Source organism: Lysinibacillus sp. ACHW1.5, assembly GCF_022014815.1.
Classification (GTDB): domain Bacteria; phylum Bacillota; class Bacilli; order Bacillales_A; family Planococcaceae; genus Lysinibacillus; species Lysinibacillus capsici.
The window spans coordinates 2,743,253-2,762,065 of the sequence record NZ_CP091777.1 but is presented as its reverse complement, the minus strand read 5'-3'; the positions used below and the strand labels follow the sequence as shown (position 1 = coordinate 2,762,065).

The window sequence follows — 18,813 nt, the reverse complement described above, 5'->3', positions numbered from 1 at the left end:
TAGTATGGATATGTTCGACAAAATCAATGACTTGTATGACCGTAAAACGGTAATTGAACTTGGTGGGGGCTATGATCGTATCGATAAGCAGCATGAGAAGGGGAAACTTACTGCTCGTGAGCGTATAGACTTGTTGCTAGACGAAGGTACATTTTTCGAAATTAACCCATTTATTACACACCGTACAGTAGACTTCGGCATGGAAAAAATGGAGGGACCTGGTGATGGTGTCGTAACTGGATTTGGTAAAATTAACGGACGTCCCGTATACTTATTCTCTCAAGATTTCACAGTGTTTGGTGGGGCGCTCGGTGAAATGCATGCGAAAAAAATGGCCACAGTGATGGATCTAGCTGCAAAAAATGGTACACCATTTATCGGCATCAATGACTCAGGTGGTGCACGTATTCAAGAGGGTGTTCTTTCACTAGATGGCTATGGTCATATCTTCTACCGAAATGCCATTTATTCTGGTGTGATTCCGCAAATCTCTGTGATTATGGGACCTTGTGCTGGTGGAGCTGTTTATTCTCCAGCTATTACTGACTTTATTCTAATGGTGGATAAAACATCTCAAATGTTCATTACGGGACCTAAAGTAATCGAAACGGTAACAGGAGAGAAAATTTCTGCTGAAGATTTAGGTGGTTCGAAAGTAAATAATGCGGTCAGTGGGAATGCTCATTTCCGTGCTCCTTCTGAAGAGGCGGCAATTGATGAAATTAAAAAACTATTAAGCTACTTACCACAAAATAATAAAGAAAAGGCACCTCGACAAGCTAGACCTGAAGGGGATGACTACCGTCCAGAAATCGTAGATACAGTACCAATCGAAACAACACGTCCATATGATGTACGTAAAGTTGTTGAGCAAGTAGTGGATGAAGGTTCGTTCATGGAAGTCCATGCAGAGTTTGCTAAAAACGTAGTAGTCGGTTTTGCACGTATTGCTGGCGAATCAGTTGGACTTGTTTGTAACCAACCAAAAGTTCTTGCTGGTGGCTTAGATATCGATTCTTCTGATAAAGCAGCTCGTTTCATTCGTACTTGTGATGCATACAATATCCCGATCATCACATTTGAAGACGTTTCTGGCTTCTTCCCAGGTGTTAAACAAGAACATGGTGGTATTATTCGTCATGGTGCGAAAATTCTGTATGCTTATTCAGAAGCGACTGTTCCAAAAATTACAGTGATTTTACGTAAAGCTTATGGAGGCGCTTACGTTGCCTTAAACTCTAAATCTATCGGTGCTGACCTTGTATTTGCATGGCCAAATGCTGAAATTGCTGTTATGGGTGCTGCTGGCGCAGCTAACATCATTTTTGCCCGTGAAATTGCAAAATCAGATGACCCAGAAGCAACTCGTGCAGCGAAAATCGAAGAATATAAAGAAAAATTTGCTAACCCATATGTAGCAGCATCTCGCGGTATGGTAGACGACGTAATCGATCCACGAGATACACGTATCAAACTGATTCAAGGACTTGATATGCTGTCAAACAAACATGAAACACGTCCGGAGAAAAAGCACGGTAATATTCCTCTATAATAGTCATACAAGCCTAGCAGCTCAAAAGTTGCTAGGTTTTTCATTGCCAAAAAGTGAAACATTTTTGTTTGTCATCCGTACTGATAGATAGGAGGAGTTGAGATGAATGGAATGGCAGCAATTACAAATAGAGCAAGAAAAGATTCATACACAACTTAGAAAAGCATCTAGATTAAACGAACAAAATCAGTTAATTGATGGACAAATTAAACATACACAACAGGAAATAGACAATCATACGGCAGCACTCCATCAAATTCGATCCAAACTTGATAAATTGGATGGTTTCTCGTTTATGAATATGATTCGTACGTGGACAGGGCAACAAGATGAACTGAGGGCAGAAAAAATTGATAAGGCGGCAGTACTTGAATTAAAGCTGAATGAAGCAAAGAAAATGCAAAAAGATTTAGCAGAGGACAACATGCAAGTGATGAATCAGCTAGCCCAGATTGATGAAAATGCGCTTCAGCAATCACTTCAACAGGTCTACCTAAAAAAGAAGAAGTATTTACAGATTCATGATGCTGCCCAAGCAGAAAGGCTAGAGCATTTAGGTCATGAGGAAATGCTAACAAAGCAGCTCATTAGAGAAATTAAAGAGGCGGAGGAAGCGGGAGAAGTAGCTCTTACAAGGCTAGGGCAAGCAGCAGCTTCATTACATTCGGCCAATGGGTATTCCACATGGGATACATTTCTTGGTGGAGGGCTGATTGCTACGCACTTAAAGCATGATGCGCTCGATCAGTCTGAAAACGATTTACACAGTGCTCAAATTGCCTTACAACGGTTTCATAATGAATTATTAGATGTTCATGAGATGTCTACGAAATCGTTGCATATTGAAACAGATGGGTTTGTTAAGTTTGCGGATTACTTTTTTGATGATATTTTTTCAGCATGGTCTGTTCATTCTAAAATCTCAACAGCAAGGGAACAGGTCTCACGTGTTCAAGATGATGTACATAATACGATTTGGCGCTTACAGGATAAACATAATAAAGCTGTCAACTACCTACAATCATTAGAAAAAGAAAAAGAGCTTATTTTCAATGACTAAGGAAAGTCTGAGATTTTTCTCAGACTTTTTATTTTGGTAGTATTGTTCAATGATTTCAACTCTTCTGACGTTGTGCTAAAATAATACATATACTATAACGTGGAAATACACGTAAACTAAGGGAGTTTTACAACATGACAAGTCGTTTAGTAGAAGAGTTTTTTGAGCTCGTACAAATTGATTCAGAAACAAAACATGAACAACTAATAGCACCAATTCTTGTAGATAAGTTAACTGCACTAGGATTTTCAGTGATTCAAGACGATGCACATACGCGTAATGGACATGGGGCAGGTAATATTATTGCTACATTAAAGGGCACATTGAATGTAGAGCCAATCTATTTCACTTCTCATATGGATACTGTTGTTCCGGGAAAAGGCATCAAACCGTCTTTACGTGAAGATGGCTATATCGTATCAGATGGTACAACGATTTTGGGGGCCGATGATAAAGCAGGACTAGCTGCTCTATTGGAGATGATCAAACGTTTGAAAGAGCAAAATATTGCACATGGCGATATTGAATTTATTATTACGGCTGGTGAAGAAAGTGGCCTTGTTGGCGCTAAAGAGTTAGATCCAGCAAACATTAAAGCAAAATATGGATTTGCGGTTGATAGCGATGGCAAAGTTGGTGGTATCGTGACAGCAGCGCCATTCCAAGCGAAAATTTTCACAAAGATTATTGGAAAAACGGCACATGCAGGGGTTGCTCCTGAAAAGGGTATTTCTGCCATAACAGTCGCATCAAAATGTATTGCTCAAATGAAACTAGGTCGTTTAGATGAAGAAACGACAGCAAATATTGGGCGTTTTGAAGGTGGACAAGCGACGAATATTGTTTGTGACGAAGCGACAATTCTTGCAGAAGCACGCTCTATAGACAAAGTTAAATTGGATGCGCAAACAAAGCATATGCAAGATACGTTTGAACAAGTAGCTGCTTCTTTAGGCGCACGTGCAGAGGTAGAAGTGAAGCTAATGTATCCAGGCTTCCGTGTAACGGAATCTGATAAAGTAGTTCAGGTAGCTATGGCTGCTGCACGCAATATTGATCGCACACCGACACTAGGTATTTCTGGTGGAGGCTCAGATGCAAACGTCATCGCAGGCTTTGGCATTCCTACAGTTAATTTATCTGTTGGATACGAGGATATCCATACAACAAATGAAAAAATACCAGTAGAAGAACTTGAAAAATTAGCAGATTTACTAGTAGAAATCGTCAAAGAATCGGCGAAAAACTAACAGTCGAATAAGGATGTGACCCTATGGAAAGTGTCAAAGCAGTCGTATTTGCTTGTGGGACAGAGGAGTATGCTGTGCCTGTGGAGCAAGCGATTTCAATTGAAAAATTAGAGCAAGTAACACCTATTCCTCATTTACCTAACTATCTTCTAGGCTTTACAAGAATTCGCGGTGAGCTTGTACCTGTTCTTGATTTTGAACGCATACTGTACAATCGTTCATCGAATACAGCAACTGCTCGTATCATTGTGTTGAATACAGATGTTGTTAATTATGGATTACTTGTTACAGAAGCACGTGAAATTCTTGATTTCGATGAATCAGTACTTCAGCAATTGGGTCTAGTCAATTATAGTAAAACACGCTATTTTACTGCGGTAGCTAATCTTGAAAATCGAATGATTACGTATGTTGATCCCAAAATATTGGTTAATTCATTAGAGGGCATTCGTGAGATCATCAATTATTTACACAAAATGCTTGAAAATGAAAAGGAAAACGTAGAGGCTTAAGTACTCTACGTTTTTTTATGTTTGAATAGTAAATTTAACCTGTATTTTGTCGTTTTTACCTGATCATACATGTGACAATTATGCATTATACCTACAGACAAACCATCGCTAACCGCGTATGATAATGATTAAGAAAAAACTGAAAAAGGCAAACTTCATCGAAAGGGAGGGACGCCAAGCCATGAGTCTAAACACTATAATTTAGTGCATGATTGTCAGGTTGCCAGGTTCTGTTCTAGGAGCCGAGGCGAGTAGAATGGAGTTAGTTCGTATGAAGAGACAATTAAAAGTATGGACCGCACTAATCGTCATCATGATTAGTTTATTAGCTTTATCAAGTGGAAAGGTTGATGCCATGGCTATACAGGAAAAGGCTACGTGGCTGTGGGATACATCCCTTATCAGGGATGACCAAGAAAAAATATTATTATTTTTAGAACATAACGATGTCAATAAAGTTTATCTGCAAATCGATCAAGGCATAGCGAGCGATGACTATAAGCATTTTATTAGTAACGCTTCTGACAAAGGTATTCGCATTTATGCATTGGATGGTGCTGCAAGCTGGGTTTCAGCTGAGGGTAGTCGAAGCCAAGATGAATTGTTTAATTGGTTACATACATATAATGAGAATTCAACTGAATCTGAGCAATTTTCTGGGATTCACCTTGATGTAGAACCTTATTTAAATAGTGGATGGAACTTACATCAAGCACAAACGATAGAATCCTATCAAACACTAATAATGAAAGCAAGTGAGAAAGCGAGTCAGTTACAACTTACTTTAGAAGTAGATATGCCATTTTGGTTTGATGAAGTTCCGTATTATAATGAATTTGGAAAAGGGTTATTAGCTGATTGGGTCATTGACCATGTGGATAGTGTGACGATCATGGCCTATCGTGATGCTGCAAAAGATATTATCACTATTGTAGAACATGAAATCGCTTATGCTTCCACTATGAACAAATCAATTGTAATTGGTGTAGAAACAGGCGCTTCAGAGGAAGGGGTAAATATTACTTTTTATGATAATGGAGAAGCCTTTATGAATGAACAGCTTATACTTGTTCAGCAACATTTTTCAAATAATGACGCTTTTCATGGAGTAGCCATTCATTATGTGGAGAATTGGATGACTATGCGTCCATAAAAAAAGCCCTTCCAGTGTTAAACTGGAAGGGCTTTTCTATTGGTATTAGGACAGTCGACCACTGTAGTCCTCGAATTTAAATTCACGAATGATTTTAATACCTTCTTCATCATTATAAGAAACGATAGATGGTAGGTTGACACCGTTAAACATATGGTTTTTAACCATTGAATAATGAGCCATATCTGTGAATACAAGACGATCACCAGGTTTTAATGGCTGTTCAAACGAATAATCGCCAATCACATCACCAGCTAGACATGTTAGTCCGCCTAAGCGATATGTGTGTGCTAATTCATTTGCTTGTCCAGAACCTATAATCATTGGACGGTAAGGCATTTCAAGTACATCAGGCATGTGACATGTTGCTGATGTATCTAAAATAGCAAGATCCATTCCATTTTCTTGAATATCTAGCACTGTTGCTACTAAATAGCCTGTATTAAGGGCTACTGCTTCACCTGGCTCAAGATAAACAAGCAGGTTATACTTTTCTTGAATATAATTAATGATGTTCACAAGTTTTTCTACATCATAATCATCACGTGTAATATGGTGACCGCCACCGAAGTTTAACCATTTCATTTGGTGTAAAACATCACCAAATTTTTCCTCAACTACTTCAATAATACGCTCTAATGTATCAGAGTTTTGTTCACACATCGCATGGAAGTGCAAGCCATCGATACCGTCAAGCTGTGATTTATCAAAGTTAGCCAATGTTGTACCAAGGCGAGAGTTTGTGTAGCAAGGATCATAAAGAGCTGTTTCAATTTCTGAGTATTCAGGATTCACACGAATACCACATTCAATTGTTTTACCAGCAGATTTCACTTTATCCTTGAACTGAGCCCATTGGTTAAATGAGTTAAATACGATGTGATCCACATAGCCTAGAAGCTCGTCCATTTCATGCTCAATATAAGCAGGTGCATAAACGTGAACTTCTTTGCCCATTTTTTCATAGCCAAGACGTGCCTCATGCAGTGAGCTAGCTGTAATGCCCGCTAAATATTCCCCTACTAGTGGGAATGTTGAATGCATAGAGAAGCCTTTAAGGGCTAATAAAATGCGGCAGCCTGTTCGATCTTGAATTGATTTTAAAAGCTCAAGATTCTTTGTTAATAATCGCTCATCCACTACATAAGAAGGGGATGGAACTTTTGAAAAATCAATTGGTTTCATCGGCTTAATTCCTTTGCATCTAAATCAAGGTCTAATAATTCTGGATTATGGCTTTCTTGCCATGGTAGACCCCATTTATTTAGTGCATCCATGAATGGATCTGGATTGAAATCTTCCACATTCCATACACCTGGTTTACGCCATTCACCGTTCATCACAAGCATTGCACCGATCATAGCTGGTACGCCAGTTGTATAAGAAATCGCTTGTGAACCAACCTCGTTGTAGCACTCTTCGTGGTCACATACATTGTACACATAGTACGTTTTTTCTTTACCATCTTTTAGACCGCGAATGATACAACCGATGTTTGTTTTACCTTTTGTACGTGGTCCAAGTGAAGCTGGATCTGGTAATACCGCTTTAAGGAAGTGGATTGGTTGAATCATTTGTCCTTCAAATTCGATTGGCTCAATTGATGTCATACCTACGTTTTCTAATACTTTTAAGTGTGTTAGATATTTTTCAGAGAACGTCATCCAGAAGCGGATTTGTTTTAAACCTTTGATATTTTTTGCAAGTGATTCTAGCTCTTCATGGTATAGAAGGTAAATATCTTTTGGTCCGATTTCAGGTAGGTTATACACTTCTTTTTTCTCAAGTGGTGCTGTTTCAATCCACTCGCCTTCTTTCCAGTAACGACCATTCGCTGTAATTTCACGAATGTTAATTTCTGGGTTGAAGTTTGTTGCGAAATGATATCCATGATCTCCAGCATTGGCATCCACGATATCGATATAGTGGATTTCATCAAATTCATGTTTTTGTGCATGAGCTGTGAAAACGCCTGTTACACCTGGGTCAAAACCGCTTCCGAGTAATGCAGTTAAGCCAGCTTTTTCAAACTTCTCTTTATAAGCCCATTGCCATTTATATTCAAATTTTGCCGTTTCAGGTGGCTCGTAGTTTGCAGTATCCACATAGTGCACACCTGTCGCTAAGCAAGCATCCATAATCGTTAAGTCCTGATAAGGTAGAGCCACGTTAATCACTACATCTGGTCCGAAAGCTTTAATAAGCTCAATAACCTCTTCTGTATTGTCTGCGTCTACCTGTGCAGTATGAATTTTTGTTTTTCCGCCGTCTAGTTTTTCTTTTAGAGCGTCACATTTTGAAACAGTTCTACTTGCGATACAAATTTCCTCAAATACGTCCGAATTTTGAACACACTTGTGTACCACAACACTGGCAACTCCGCCAGCTCCGATAATCAATGCTTTACCCAATTGTCTACCCCCAAGTTCATATAAAGTATTGTCAAACAAGCTGATTATACAGAAAATTGATATACTACTCAATCATTGTTTTAAAATTTTCTACAAAAAAATTTATTTTTCTACAACAATTAGACGTATACGGAGGGGAATGCTTCGGAAAAGAAGGGAATCATGAATAAATCTACAACGCCATTTTAGTAAAAATTGAGGAAAATAGCTGTTGTATAGACCTAAATAATTGGTGACGTTACATCAGAACTCATCCTAGATACATCGACATCAAGTAAAAATTTTTCTCAATGAATGTTATGACCTAGTATCTCTTCCGATTGACTATTTGATTCCTGTTACTAAATCATTCCTACTGACTTTACATAAAAAAATCCCTCTATAGAAAGGGAAGGAACCACATTAATCGTGCTACATGTATCTATATACTGGAAAAAGATACATATTATTTCAGAAAACGATTGGATACTTGGTGTTTTTCTTCCCCCCATATATAGAAGAAAACCACAAGCAAAGTACTAAAAAAACCCATCACAAGAGCATACGTACTGAGGGCTACTTCCATTTGACTTTGCATGGCATAAATAAAAATGGCCCCTATTGTTAAGAAGTTTCCTGTAACAATCGATATAAGATGAAAGCGTTTATTCATAGCAAGCCCTCCTATTAGATGAATTGGTAATGCTCAGGATTCAAGATAATTAACTTCAATTATCGCACAATTCAGAACTTTTTCCAATGTTTTTATCTTACTAGAATAATTAAAGATGCTTTTTTAATACATCTTTTTGTAGTATGATGAAAAACAACAGGAATATTCATAGATTATTACAAGAAAGGGGAGAGGATGGATCGTGAAATTACGCAATTCATTAACTTTTCAACTTGGGACGATTATCGCTGGTATTTTAGTGGTGATGCTAGGGATTACTTCGTTCGCTACATACATAACTGCTTACAATAAACTTTATGATGCTGCTGGTGTTGAGGCCTATGGCTGTGCCAATATCACGACAGGTTTGATCAATCCGCAACAATTGGACAAGGCCATTCAAGGCGACAAGGCTGTACAGGAAAGCATTGGGAAAGATTTGAACTGGACAACAGGTCATAAAGATATTTTCCAAACACAATATATTTTATCGTTGGATGGCACATTATTAGCGCTTGATGATCATTTGGCTGAAAAAGGCTATACCCCTGGTGATCAATTTTATTTAGATAAAGAAGCTATTGATATGTTGCTTACACATAAGCATCCAACATACTCACAGCCTTATACCTATGCAGGGATGGACCGTTTATCTGGTTATGCCCCTATTTTTAAAGACCATGATTCCAGTAAAGAGATTATTGCCATTAGTGTCATCGACTTTGATGCCAATATTGTTAAGGAGCGAACTTGGGATGTTGTACGGAATGGGATTTTAATTAGTATTTTCCCTATGCTAATTGCTTCCATTATTACAGGCTTTTTAATCCGTCGTAAAGTAAGACCGATTAGTGTGCTGATTCAGCAGGCGAAAGAAATTGCCAATGGTAATTTAGCTGTACCTGAAACAAAAATAAACAGTAAAGATGAAGTAGCAGATTTAGCGAATACATTAAATCGAATGACAGCTAATTTACAAAATATGATTATGACGATGCGTTCCACTTCTAATACTTTAACGAATAATGCAGATGAAACCGCTTCCACCTTGAACGATATGAGTAATACCATTCAAGGTGTCGCCAATAATATCGAAGAGGTAACAAGTGCCGTGACGGCAGGGATGCATCATGCTGAAAATGCGACAGATGTTCTTACTTCTTTAGCACAGGACCTTCAAATGATTCAAAGCAATGCCAATAACAGTGCTGATAATGCTCGACAAACGATGGAATTAGCAACAGAGGGTGAGCGACTAGCAAAAGATATAAGCAGTGATATGGCATTAATTCACAGCGGATCAGGTGAGGTACGACAAACAGTAGAAAACTTGGTTACATCTGCAACCAAAATTCAAACGATTACAACGTCTATTGCGAACATCGCATCACAAACAAATTTACTAGCACTGAATGCTTCCATTGAAGCGGCTAGAGCAGGAGAGCATGGCAAAGGCTTTGCTATTGTTGCTGAGGAAGTACGGAAGCTTGCTGAACAATCTAATCAAGAGGTATTGCAAGTTGAACAGCTGATTCAGGATATAATGAAGCATGTGCAGCAGGTCATGTCATCTACGAATGATAATACGCAATATATTGAAAAAGGAACAGAGACAGTGCGTCTAACCGCACAATCTTTAGGAAATATTTCTACAGCAGTGGCTGCAACAGTAGAAGAAATGATTACCATTTCTAATGCTATGACCGCTGAAAACGAAAAATCTTCACGTATTGTGCAGATGATTCAACAATTAACAGAATCTATTCGTGATATAGAAGAAACGATGAATATGATTACTGTCGCAGCACAGCAAACAACTGCAAGCATTGATGAGGTGGCACATGGCTCTAATGAAACAAATCACATGGCACACACACTCGAACAACATGTAAAGGCGTTTAAATTAAAAGAATAATAGAAAGATTAGGACATATTGGCTTTTGCTTATACTACTTAAATGGTAAACTAGCAATAAGATTTTTCTTTTGCGAAGGTGAGGATTTTAATGGTGGTAAAACAAATGAACGAGCAAGTTCAACAAGTCAATGACTTATTTTTGAGTGGTCAAGTAAAGGAAAGTTATCAACTAGCTAAAGAAATATTGGGCAATGATACAGCGATCGCAGAAGAGGCCTATCAAGTCATTCAGCAGCATGTGGCAATGCTAGAGGCAAATGGGTATGCAAATATGCCTCAGCCTACTGATGACAAAGCAAAGCAAAGTAAGGAACGTACAGATGGTTCGTATCCAGAACGAGATGTTCTCGCAGCTTATATAGGTAGTCAGGATGATGAGCAATTTGGTAAAGTGGTCGATGAATTATTAGCAGGACCTATAGAAGCGCAGGCGAACGCCTATTATACAATGGCAGAATATTATGTCCTTGCAAAAGAACAGGACAAGGCATCAGTGCAGTATGCGGAGGCAATCAAATTGCAGCCCAATAAGGCATTGTATTGGGGAGCATTTGCACAGTTTTTAAATCGCCACGAAGGTAGCCCTTATTTGGCATTAAGACTGATTGAAGAAGCAATACTCCTAGATGGAATGAATCCTCGTTGGCACTATATTCAAGGTAATATATTTTTCCAGCTAGTAGCAGCGACAAAAAATTTAAGTTATTTGCCTGCCTTGGAAGAAGCGTGGGAGAAAGCTAAAAAACGTTGTACAGCTAAGCAAATCTCATTGAAATTGGATTTGGAGAAGTCAAAAGATTTGTTAGCACAATGGAAAAAGCAAATGCTCTAACAGGTAAAAAGACATGTATCTTTTAATAATTATTTCCTTTCAAGTATAATTATGCTATAGTGAAACCATAAACGGACGTATGAAGCTTATCGATGACATGAAAGAAGTGTTTTTTTGAGTTTATATGTAGCGTATGTATTGGTAGGACTTGCCATTGCCATGCCTGTAGGAGCTATTACAGTAGAAATGACAAAGCAAGGACTCAAAAATGGTTTTATGCACGGCTGGGCAGTTGGGCTTGGTGGTATGACCATTGATATAGTATTGGTTTTTGCTTTGTATATGGGACTAGCCTCCATCTTGGCTATGCCTTTGATTCAACTACCTATGTGGATTATTGGAGCGGGCTTTTTATTCTTGTTAGGCTATGATTCTATCAAGAATGCTGACCATGATATTACATTGGCAGGAGAAAAAGTAACCAAATCGTTTTTTGCCTCTTATTTTAACGGCTTACTAGTGGCCATTTCGCCTGGTAATCTTGTTTTTTGGGTCAACGTATTTGGTGTGGTGCTAGCAAAATCTTATGGACAAGGGGAGTCAACGAGCTTTTTAATTATTGCTGCTGGTGTTTTAAGTGGAATTTTACTCCACGATATCGGTTTGCTGACCATTGTCTCGGTTACTCGTAAAGCTATGAATCGGAAGATGATTAGGACATTTACAATTGTCGCAGGCTTCTTATTGATTGGCTTCGCTTGTTATTTTATCTATGAATTTATACAAGGAATTAAGATTTATATATGAAAAGTGCGATCCCTAAAGATCGCACTTTTTTTTATTGTGCAACAGCCTCAGTATGCTCTTTTATACAAGCTAAAATTTCTTCTGCTACTTCATGCGCTAATGCTAGTTCTGAAGTAAAGCCAACACAAGAACAATTCATCTCACCTAAAATATAGCAATCTTCTCCGACTTCATTGGTATCTAGCATAAAGTCAGCAGTCCAGATTAGCGGTAAATCATAATTGCCTAGTAGGTTTGTTACTTGAGGGAGCTGCTTTAAAAAGTTCTGTACCAGCTCTTGCCAGTCTTCAGGTTTGTCATAGCGGTATTGAGCGCCAGAGAATAGAGTTGCGCTAAAGGCATCCTCGGTAGCAGCTGGTTTTTTATGTACGACGTGTACAGGATGATCGCGCAACATGAATAAGCGGATTTCGCCTTCTGTAATCCTTGGAAGAAAGCGCATATCAATTAACATACCATTCGTCCCTGTAATATACTGCTCACAAAATGTCATAAAGTCGTCAAGCTGCCAATATTCTACATGGTTATCTTTTGCTTCAGTACATTTGATTTGTGCATCAAGTGGCACTTCAGTGATCCCCTCTGCAAGCGGTTCCACCAATTTTACACGCCAAATACCTTCTCCAGTGGAACCACGATTTTGCTTCAAAACACGCTCTGTTAAGGCTAAGGAAGCAGGGAATTGTTTTTTGAATGCTTCGATTGTGTAGTAGGCAAATGTATCATCAGGTACTAAATTTGTTGTCGTCAGTTTTGATAATACGTCTTTTGAACCATAGCTAATCATGGCGTCTGGATGTGGCATCCCTATAACGCCAGCTTGGCATAGCTCTTGTAGCATAGCAAAGTACTCATCCTCATGCTGTAAGTTGCCTGGGTTAATACGAGATACATAGGCAATACCATGTTCCTTCACATAGTGAAAGATTTCCTGCTTTTTTGTGATATCAAAGAAGAGCACCTCTGCATCCTGTCCACGTTGCTGTAGCGCTTCCACCATTGGCATTGTATCTGGGCGATAGCCATCTGGTCCTTTATCTGTGCCGCCCTCCACCTCGAAAAAAATAACTTTTTTATCCATAAAATACCTCCTTATATCTGTTGTTATGTTCAGTATAGTAGACAAATAAGGAGAAAAGATAGATAAAATATGTAAATTTTATGTATAAATTCATATATTACTATCTTGGTAATAGGAGGTATTGACTATTAAAATTCATAACTCTCTTAATTTTCTGTTTTCAAGCTTGCTTTTTCTGAAATACTGTAAGGTATAAAATCATCAGAAGAATTAGCAATGTACCAATAAACTGATAGCCACCAAAAGCAATCTTTAACCACCAAACACTTGTGATGACAGCCATTAATGGTTCAAGACTACCTAGTAGGCTTGACTCCTTTGGTGAAAGATAGTGCAAGCTAGCAATATAAAACCAAAAAGCGAACATTGTCCCAAAAATAACAATAAAGAGAAAATAGGCAATGGTTGAAAACGTCCATTCTGATAGGTCGATAGCCCATGGTGGGTGAGCTATACTCATTACTATACCACCGATGATCATCGACCAGCCGACAACTAGTAATGAATGGAATTGCTGTAAAAGGGGGACGGCATAAATGGTATAAAATGCAACAGAAAGACCAGATAAGATCCCCCACAACACAGCCATAAAAGGAACGGACAATGTTGAAAAAGAACCGTTTGTTAATAATAAAAAGGTCCCCACAAGTGTAAGTGACACAGCTATACCATCCTGCTTTGTCAATGGACTTTGCCTGGTTAGAAAGTAATAAGCCATGATAAACAGTGGCGCTAAATATTGTAATAATGTGGCTACAGCTGAATTACCAATAGCGATTGACATCATATAGGTGTATTGGACAGCAAGCATGCCGAGTAGGCTAAATAAAATTTGTCTAAAAGCATTTTGCTTTGTGCGCCATATGATGAAAATGGATTCTTGCCGATGGGTCATTTTATAAATAGCTATTAGTAACAGACCTGCTAAAAGTAAACGACTAGAAACAAGCCAGCCAACTTCTAAATTGTCCTGCTGAAATAGTCGTTGGGCAACGGTCCCTCCGATTCCCCAGAAACTTGCTCCAAGAATAACTAGTAGAAAGCCCAGTGTACGTTTATTTTGGATAATTTGATTCATCTGTTTACATCTCCTAAACTATCAATATAAGATGATTATAAAGTGATTAAGTGGAAAAAAATATCGATTTAATCCAATAAAATATCAATATATTGAGGTGTTATAAATGCCATTAACACATATTAAAATTGCTAAAGATTTACAAGAATTAACCTTGCATGGAACAAAGGAATTTCCAGTTGCCTTGTATGAAACGATTATGCGATTAGAAAGCATGGATTTTCTACCTCTCCATTGGCATAAAGAAATACAATTTGTTTTTATAAAAAAGGGATGTGCACAGTATCGAGTGGGGACGGACGTTTTTGTATTGAAGCAAGGCGAGGGGCTCTTTATTAATGCCTCGGGATTACATGAAGCAAAACCTTATCAAATTGAGCAAGCGATCGTTTATTGTGTAAATGTAGATCCAAAGTTAATGGGGGGGCATGAGGGCAGTGTCTTTTTCTCCAAATATGTAGAACCGTATATTACAAGAAATCGAATACCTTATGTCAAATTAACAGAAGAGTTAGCACAGAAAGTAGCAACGATTGCTGAATTAATGCGAGAGCAAACTGCTTTTTTTGAGTTAAAGGTACGGAGAGAGCTTCTATTTATTTGGGAATCCATGCTAACCCAATCCTTATTGACAGAACAAATAATGGATTCTGCCACTATTGTGCAGCATGAACGAGCAAAAGCTATGCTAGATTTTTTACACGCACATTATCAGCAGAAAATAGCATTAGAAGATTTAGCTAGCCAAGTGTATATAAGTCGCGCTGAATGTAGTCGTTTTTTTAAGAAAATAGTGGGCATGACACCATTTACCTATTTATGCCAATATCGACTGCGCAAAAGCATAGAATTATTGAAAGGTAGTGAGCGATCTGTAACAGAAATAGCGGTTGAAACAGGCTTTAGTACTGTCAGTTATTATATTGAAAAGTTTAAAGAATACACTGGCTATCCGCCACATGTTTATCGTAAGAAGTTTTTAAGTGTGAAAAATAATTGAACGTGAATGGAAATAGGAACATCTTTTATTCTCAAATTCTATACAAGATGAACCATTTGGCATAAAGTAAAATTATTAGTAGAGAGGGGGCGTTGTGAATGGTCTTAAAAAGTAAGCAAAATATTTGGCTAGCCTTATTATTAGTGGTATTAGCAAGTAACTATACACTCTATAATACAGGATTTGGCACATCTCTTTTACCTATCGAAACAAATGGTGTTGTCATGGGCTCATTGATTGATTGTATTGTGGTGGTACCTGTGCTATTTATGCTTTATAAAGGAAAATTTTCATTAAAGCAAGCCATCCTATTAGCTGCAGCTGGCTGTATTGCAGCACGTTTTATCATTCCTATGGAACACCTTCAGCCTTATGTGGCAGTGACATGGGCTGGATTTGCGATTGAAGGGTCTATTATTCTATTAGAAATTATCCTAGTGGCAACACTTGTACGATACCTGCCTAAAATCCTAGGGGAAGTGCGGAGCAGCTCTTTACCTGATCTCTTTTCATTTTCAAAAGCTGTAGAAAAACATGCACCCAAGCATCCAGTTATTCAGATGTTCTGTGCCGATTTATTAGTGCTTTATTATGGTTTCGCGAGTTGGAAAAGACAAGAACGACAAGGTTTAACTTTGCATAAAAATTCTAGCTATATCGCTTTTCAGCTCATGATTATTCATGGGATTGCTATTGAAACAATTGGTATTCATTGGTGGCTACATGAAAAGTCAATGATACTTTCCATTGTGTTGCTTGTTTTTAATATTTATTCAGTAATCTTCTTTCTTGCGGATATGCAGGCTATTCGCCTAAATCCTGTGTATGTCACAAATGATACATTGTACTTATCTCTGGGATTAATGAAACGTACTGAAATTCGTTTTGATCATATTGCTGAAATCATCGAAGACAAGGAGCGATTAGAGGGAAAATTATCAAAAGATACAATAGACTTTATAGCACGTGATTTTGGTGAGGCCTATCCGCATTTTATTTTGAAAATGAAAGAGCCTGTGGAAGTAACGTTTATGCTAGGGATCAAGAAGCACTATAGTCATATCGCCATTAAAGCAGACCAGGTTCAAGAATTTAGACAAATGCTTGTAGAAGGAATGGCAATGAGCCAACAACATTGACTATTTTTAGTGTTAAAAAACAAAATAGTCAATTAAAAGGTAGAAACGAATTTCTGTTGCAGGCTATTGGTTTTCCTATGGCCTCGCCTCTTTCGCTATCCTACGGGAGTAAAGTAGCCTTCCACTCCACCCCATAAAAATATTCCTGGTTTTCAAATAAAGTAAAGGGTTCGCAACTCTTTATGGAGAGGTGTTGTCACGCATTACTTTTCTATATTGAAAACACTTGTGCAGCAGGGTTGATTGTAGTGGAGCTAGCGTCACTCCTAGGAGGATTTAGCATCTCAGAGGAGTCCTTGGAGCGAACGGAAGTGAGTGAAGCGGCATATCGGATGCCCCCCTGGATAGGACGCTGGCGGAACGGAAATCAACCTCTCACCTTGCAAAGTTGCTTTTTCTGCCGTTGACTTCAACTCTATTTAACAACATGAAATAGTCAATGTTTTATGATCAAAACATGGACTATTTTTTTATTGATTGATTTTTAGCCATGCTTTCGGATAAAAAGTCTTTACTGATGATTATCATCTCATCTGTTAAGAAATGGAGAGAAATCCATTCTTTATAGTTTAATAAAATATTCAATATACTTAGCTCGGAGATTGCATTTCAACAACAAAGGACCTAGTGATTTACTAGAATATGATTATTTTATCCTGTTTTAATAAAAAGTGATGAATACTATTTAACCTAATTTTAACCTTCGGATTTTATAGTTTTAATGAACTAAAATAGAAGGAGTGTTTATTTTGAAGGTAGTTCCAAGAAAGATTACTGATTTACAGGAAGGCTTTGTTTTAGGGAAAGATTTATATGTTGAAAATCGTATGCTAATAAAAAAGGGAAGTGTATTAACAGCACGTATTATTACATTATTAAAAAACCGTCATGTTCAACAGGTATATATTGAAGTGCCGATAGACAAAGAGGTTAATCAAATACAGTCTATTACAGTACAACAGCAACAAGATTCTTTAGTAAGTAGTGAATGGAATGGAATGCCTAAATTCCTGCAAGCGCTAGCAGCATTGAGTACGGAGAGACGATATGGTCATGCTTTAAAAAATATGGATGATATCGTATTTGTGCGAGATTTATTTGAAATGTATATGGAGAATCTAAGCTATCGAAGGCTATTGCAGACACTAAAAAAATATGATGAATATACTTATATGCATGCGCTTGACGTATTTACACTCGGTACATTATTTGCGAAAAAAGAAGGTATTCCTGATTTAGAGCATTATGCATTAGGCTTTTTATTTCATGATATTGGTAAATTAAATATTCCACATGAAATTTTATCGAAAGAGGAAAAACTAACTGTGGAAGAATTTACTATCATGCAGAAGCATACACAGCTTGGCTATGACCTATTAAAGGAACTTGGACTTGAATCCATTGCCTTTTTGGCAAAACTACATCATGAACGGATCGATGGCTCTGGTTATCCAGATGGATTAGCAGGAAAAGAGATTCCAAAGGTAGTATTATTACTACAGCTGATTGATATCTACTCGGCTATCACGATGAATCGCCCCTATCAACAAGAAATAGGGGCTGCAGAAGCTATAGCTACTATCTATAAAGAAAAGCATTTATTAGACGGAAAGCTTTTGGCTAAATTTGTTGATTTTATTGGTATCTATCCAGAAAAGTCCATTGTCCTTTTGTCAGATGGAACGCATGCCTTAGTAGAACATGTCAATCTTATGTTCCCGCTTCTTCCTACGGTTAGAAGATTAGATTCGAATACAATTTTTAAGTTACCAGTAAATCTTCAAATAAAAATTGAGAAACTTATTACATATTATGTAGAAACACCGGATCAGTTGTTTCAGAAATTTTCTGAGTATTTAATAAAAGGCGAAGCGCATTTAATGGAGAAATATTATAATAAGCTAGTTGAGCAACACACCATTTCCGAATGCATTACTAAAATTTATATCCCCGTATACCAAATCTTTGATGTGCTCAAAGAACAAGTAATGTTAGAAAATGTACGAGTAAAGTTAAGAGGGTTATTAAACAAGGCTATATTCCATTTGCGAAAAGATACGAAAACAAAAAGCTCTTCCATCTTTCTAGTCGATCAAAATCTACGAGCAAGTATTCCTTTACTGTTATTAGAAGGTGTTTTTTATGTAAAGGGAATCTGTCCTATTATCATAGACATTACAACAAGCAAAGAGGAGTTATTGCAAATCGCAGATTATTGTGAAGCGACTGCCATCTGTTCATTTGAAGAGGAATATACCCCATTAATCGGTACAAACCGAAAATTGGAGCTCTATCATATTACACCAAAGAAGTTAGAGAGCCTTGTTTTTAGCTTTGCTGGACAATCGATGAAACAAATCAATATAAAGGTAGCGTTGCAAAAATATAAAGCGGTTACAAAGATAATAAACAACTAGTATTGAAGAGGA

At 37.6% G+C, this 18,813-nt stretch carries 16 protein-coding genes and 1 riboswitch; of the genes, 11 read left to right on the top strand and 5 right to left on the bottom strand.

Annotated features, from left to right (window positions below):
• The first annotated feature begins 4 nt into the window (after positions 1-4).
• The 5 genes from L6W14_RS13775 (at position 5) to L6W14_RS13755 (ending at position 5,527) form a co-directional block, all read left to right on the top strand.
• On the top strand, positions 5-1,552 hold the full coding sequence (locus L6W14_RS13775) for an acyl-CoA carboxylase subunit beta (protein WP_009370220.1): 1,548 nt from the start codon (positions 5-7) through the stop codon (positions 1,550-1,552).
• 106 nt (positions 1,553-1,658) lie between these two features.
• Complete coding sequence (locus L6W14_RS13770) at positions 1,659-2,612, top strand: hypothetical protein (RefSeq protein WP_131521566.1); 954 nt, start codon at positions 1,659-1,661, stop codon at positions 2,610-2,612.
• Positions 2,613-2,746: 134 nt separating this feature from the next.
• Positions 2,747-3,862, top strand: coding sequence for a M20/M25/M40 family metallo-hydrolase (locus L6W14_RS13765; RefSeq protein WP_131521565.1), 1,116 nt, complete (start codon positions 2,747-2,749; stop codon positions 3,860-3,862).
• Between the two features lie 23 nt (positions 3,863-3,885).
• On the top strand, positions 3,886-4,374 hold the full coding sequence (locus L6W14_RS13760) for a chemotaxis protein CheW (protein WP_048392313.1): 489 nt from the start codon (positions 3,886-3,888) through the stop codon (positions 4,372-4,374).
• 137 nt (positions 4,375-4,511) lie between these two features.
• Positions 4,512-4,602, top strand: a riboswitch (cyclic di-GMP riboswitch).
• 43 nt (positions 4,603-4,645) lie between these two features.
• Positions 4,646-5,527 (top strand): amidase, encoded by an 882-nt coding sequence (locus tag L6W14_RS13755; RefSeq protein WP_237898212.1) that lies wholly within the window; start codon positions 4,646-4,648, stop codon positions 5,525-5,527.
• Between the two features lie 45 nt (positions 5,528-5,572).
• On the opposite strand, the gene nspC is transcribed toward L6W14_RS13755, so the two are convergent.
• The 3 genes from nspC to L6W14_RS13740 all read right to left on the bottom strand — a co-directional run bounded on the left by nspC (position 5,573) and on the right by L6W14_RS13740 (position 8,590).
• Entirely contained in the window at positions 5,573-6,712 is a 1,140-nt protein-coding gene (gene nspC / locus L6W14_RS13750) for a carboxynorspermidine decarboxylase (RefSeq protein ID WP_131521563.1), read from the bottom strand.
• Positions 6,709-7,938 carry a saccharopine dehydrogenase family protein gene (locus tag L6W14_RS13745; RefSeq protein ID WP_048392314.1) on the bottom strand — a complete coding sequence of 410 codons (1,230 nt, stop codon included), beginning with the start codon at positions 7,936-7,938 and terminating at the stop codon, positions 6,709-6,711. The genes nspC and L6W14_RS13745 overlap by 4 nt, the downstream gene beginning before the upstream one ends.
• 445 nt (positions 7,939-8,383) lie before the next feature.
• Positions 8,384-8,590 (bottom strand): hypothetical protein, encoded by a 207-nt coding sequence (locus L6W14_RS13740; RefSeq protein ID WP_131521562.1) that lies wholly within the window; start codon positions 8,588-8,590, stop codon positions 8,384-8,386.
• 202 nt (positions 8,591-8,792) lie between these two features.
• On the opposite strand from L6W14_RS13740, the gene L6W14_RS13735 reads away from it, so the two are divergent.
• From L6W14_RS13735 to L6W14_RS13725, 3 genes are all read left to right on the top strand, one after another.
• Positions 8,793-10,505 (top strand): methyl-accepting chemotaxis protein, encoded by a 1,713-nt coding sequence (locus L6W14_RS13735; protein ID WP_237898211.1) that lies wholly within the window; start codon positions 8,793-8,795, stop codon positions 10,503-10,505.
• Between the two features lie 90 nt (positions 10,506-10,595).
• A complete protein-coding gene (locus L6W14_RS13730; protein WP_131521560.1) occupies positions 10,596-11,339 on the top strand; it encodes a tetratricopeptide repeat protein in 744 nt (247 codons plus the stop codon).
• Between the two features lie 114 nt (positions 11,340-11,453).
• On the top strand, positions 11,454-12,086 hold the full coding sequence (locus L6W14_RS13725) for a LysE family translocator (protein ID WP_048392317.1): 633 nt from the start codon (positions 11,454-11,456) through the stop codon (positions 12,084-12,086).
• A gap of 31 nt (positions 12,087-12,117) precedes the next feature.
• On the opposite strand, the gene L6W14_RS13720 is transcribed toward L6W14_RS13725, so the two are convergent.
• A complete protein-coding gene (locus tag L6W14_RS13720; protein WP_237898210.1) occupies positions 12,118-13,167 on the bottom strand; it encodes a Cj0069 family protein in 1,050 nt (349 codons plus the stop codon).
• 160 nt (positions 13,168-13,327) lie between these two features.
• The gene (locus L6W14_RS13715; RefSeq protein ID WP_131521558.1) at positions 13,328-14,245 is read right to left on the bottom strand and encodes a DMT family transporter; all 918 of its coding nucleotides are present in this window, start codon (positions 14,243-14,245) and stop codon (positions 13,328-13,330) included.
• 106 nt (positions 14,246-14,351) lie between these two features.
• Between L6W14_RS13715 and L6W14_RS13710 the strand changes: the two genes are divergently transcribed.
• The 3 genes from L6W14_RS13710 to L6W14_RS13700 all read left to right on the top strand — a co-directional run bounded on the left by L6W14_RS13710 (position 14,352) and on the right by L6W14_RS13700 (position 18,801).
• On the top strand, positions 14,352-15,245 hold the full coding sequence (locus L6W14_RS13710; RefSeq protein ID WP_237898209.1) for an AraC family transcriptional regulator: 894 nt from the start codon (positions 14,352-14,354) through the stop codon (positions 15,243-15,245).
• Between the two features lie 98 nt (positions 15,246-15,343).
• Positions 15,344-16,384 carry a beta-carotene 15,15'-monooxygenase gene (locus tag L6W14_RS13705; protein WP_131521556.1) on the top strand — a complete coding sequence of 347 codons (1,041 nt, stop codon included), beginning with the start codon at positions 15,344-15,346 and terminating at the stop codon, positions 16,382-16,384.
• A gap of 749 nt (positions 16,385-17,133) precedes the next feature.
• The gene (locus L6W14_RS13700; RefSeq protein WP_237898208.1) at positions 17,134-18,801 is read left to right on the top strand and encodes an HD-GYP domain-containing protein; all 1,668 of its coding nucleotides are present in this window, start codon (positions 17,134-17,136) and stop codon (positions 18,799-18,801) included.
• Positions 18,802-18,813 lie beyond the last annotated feature (12 nt).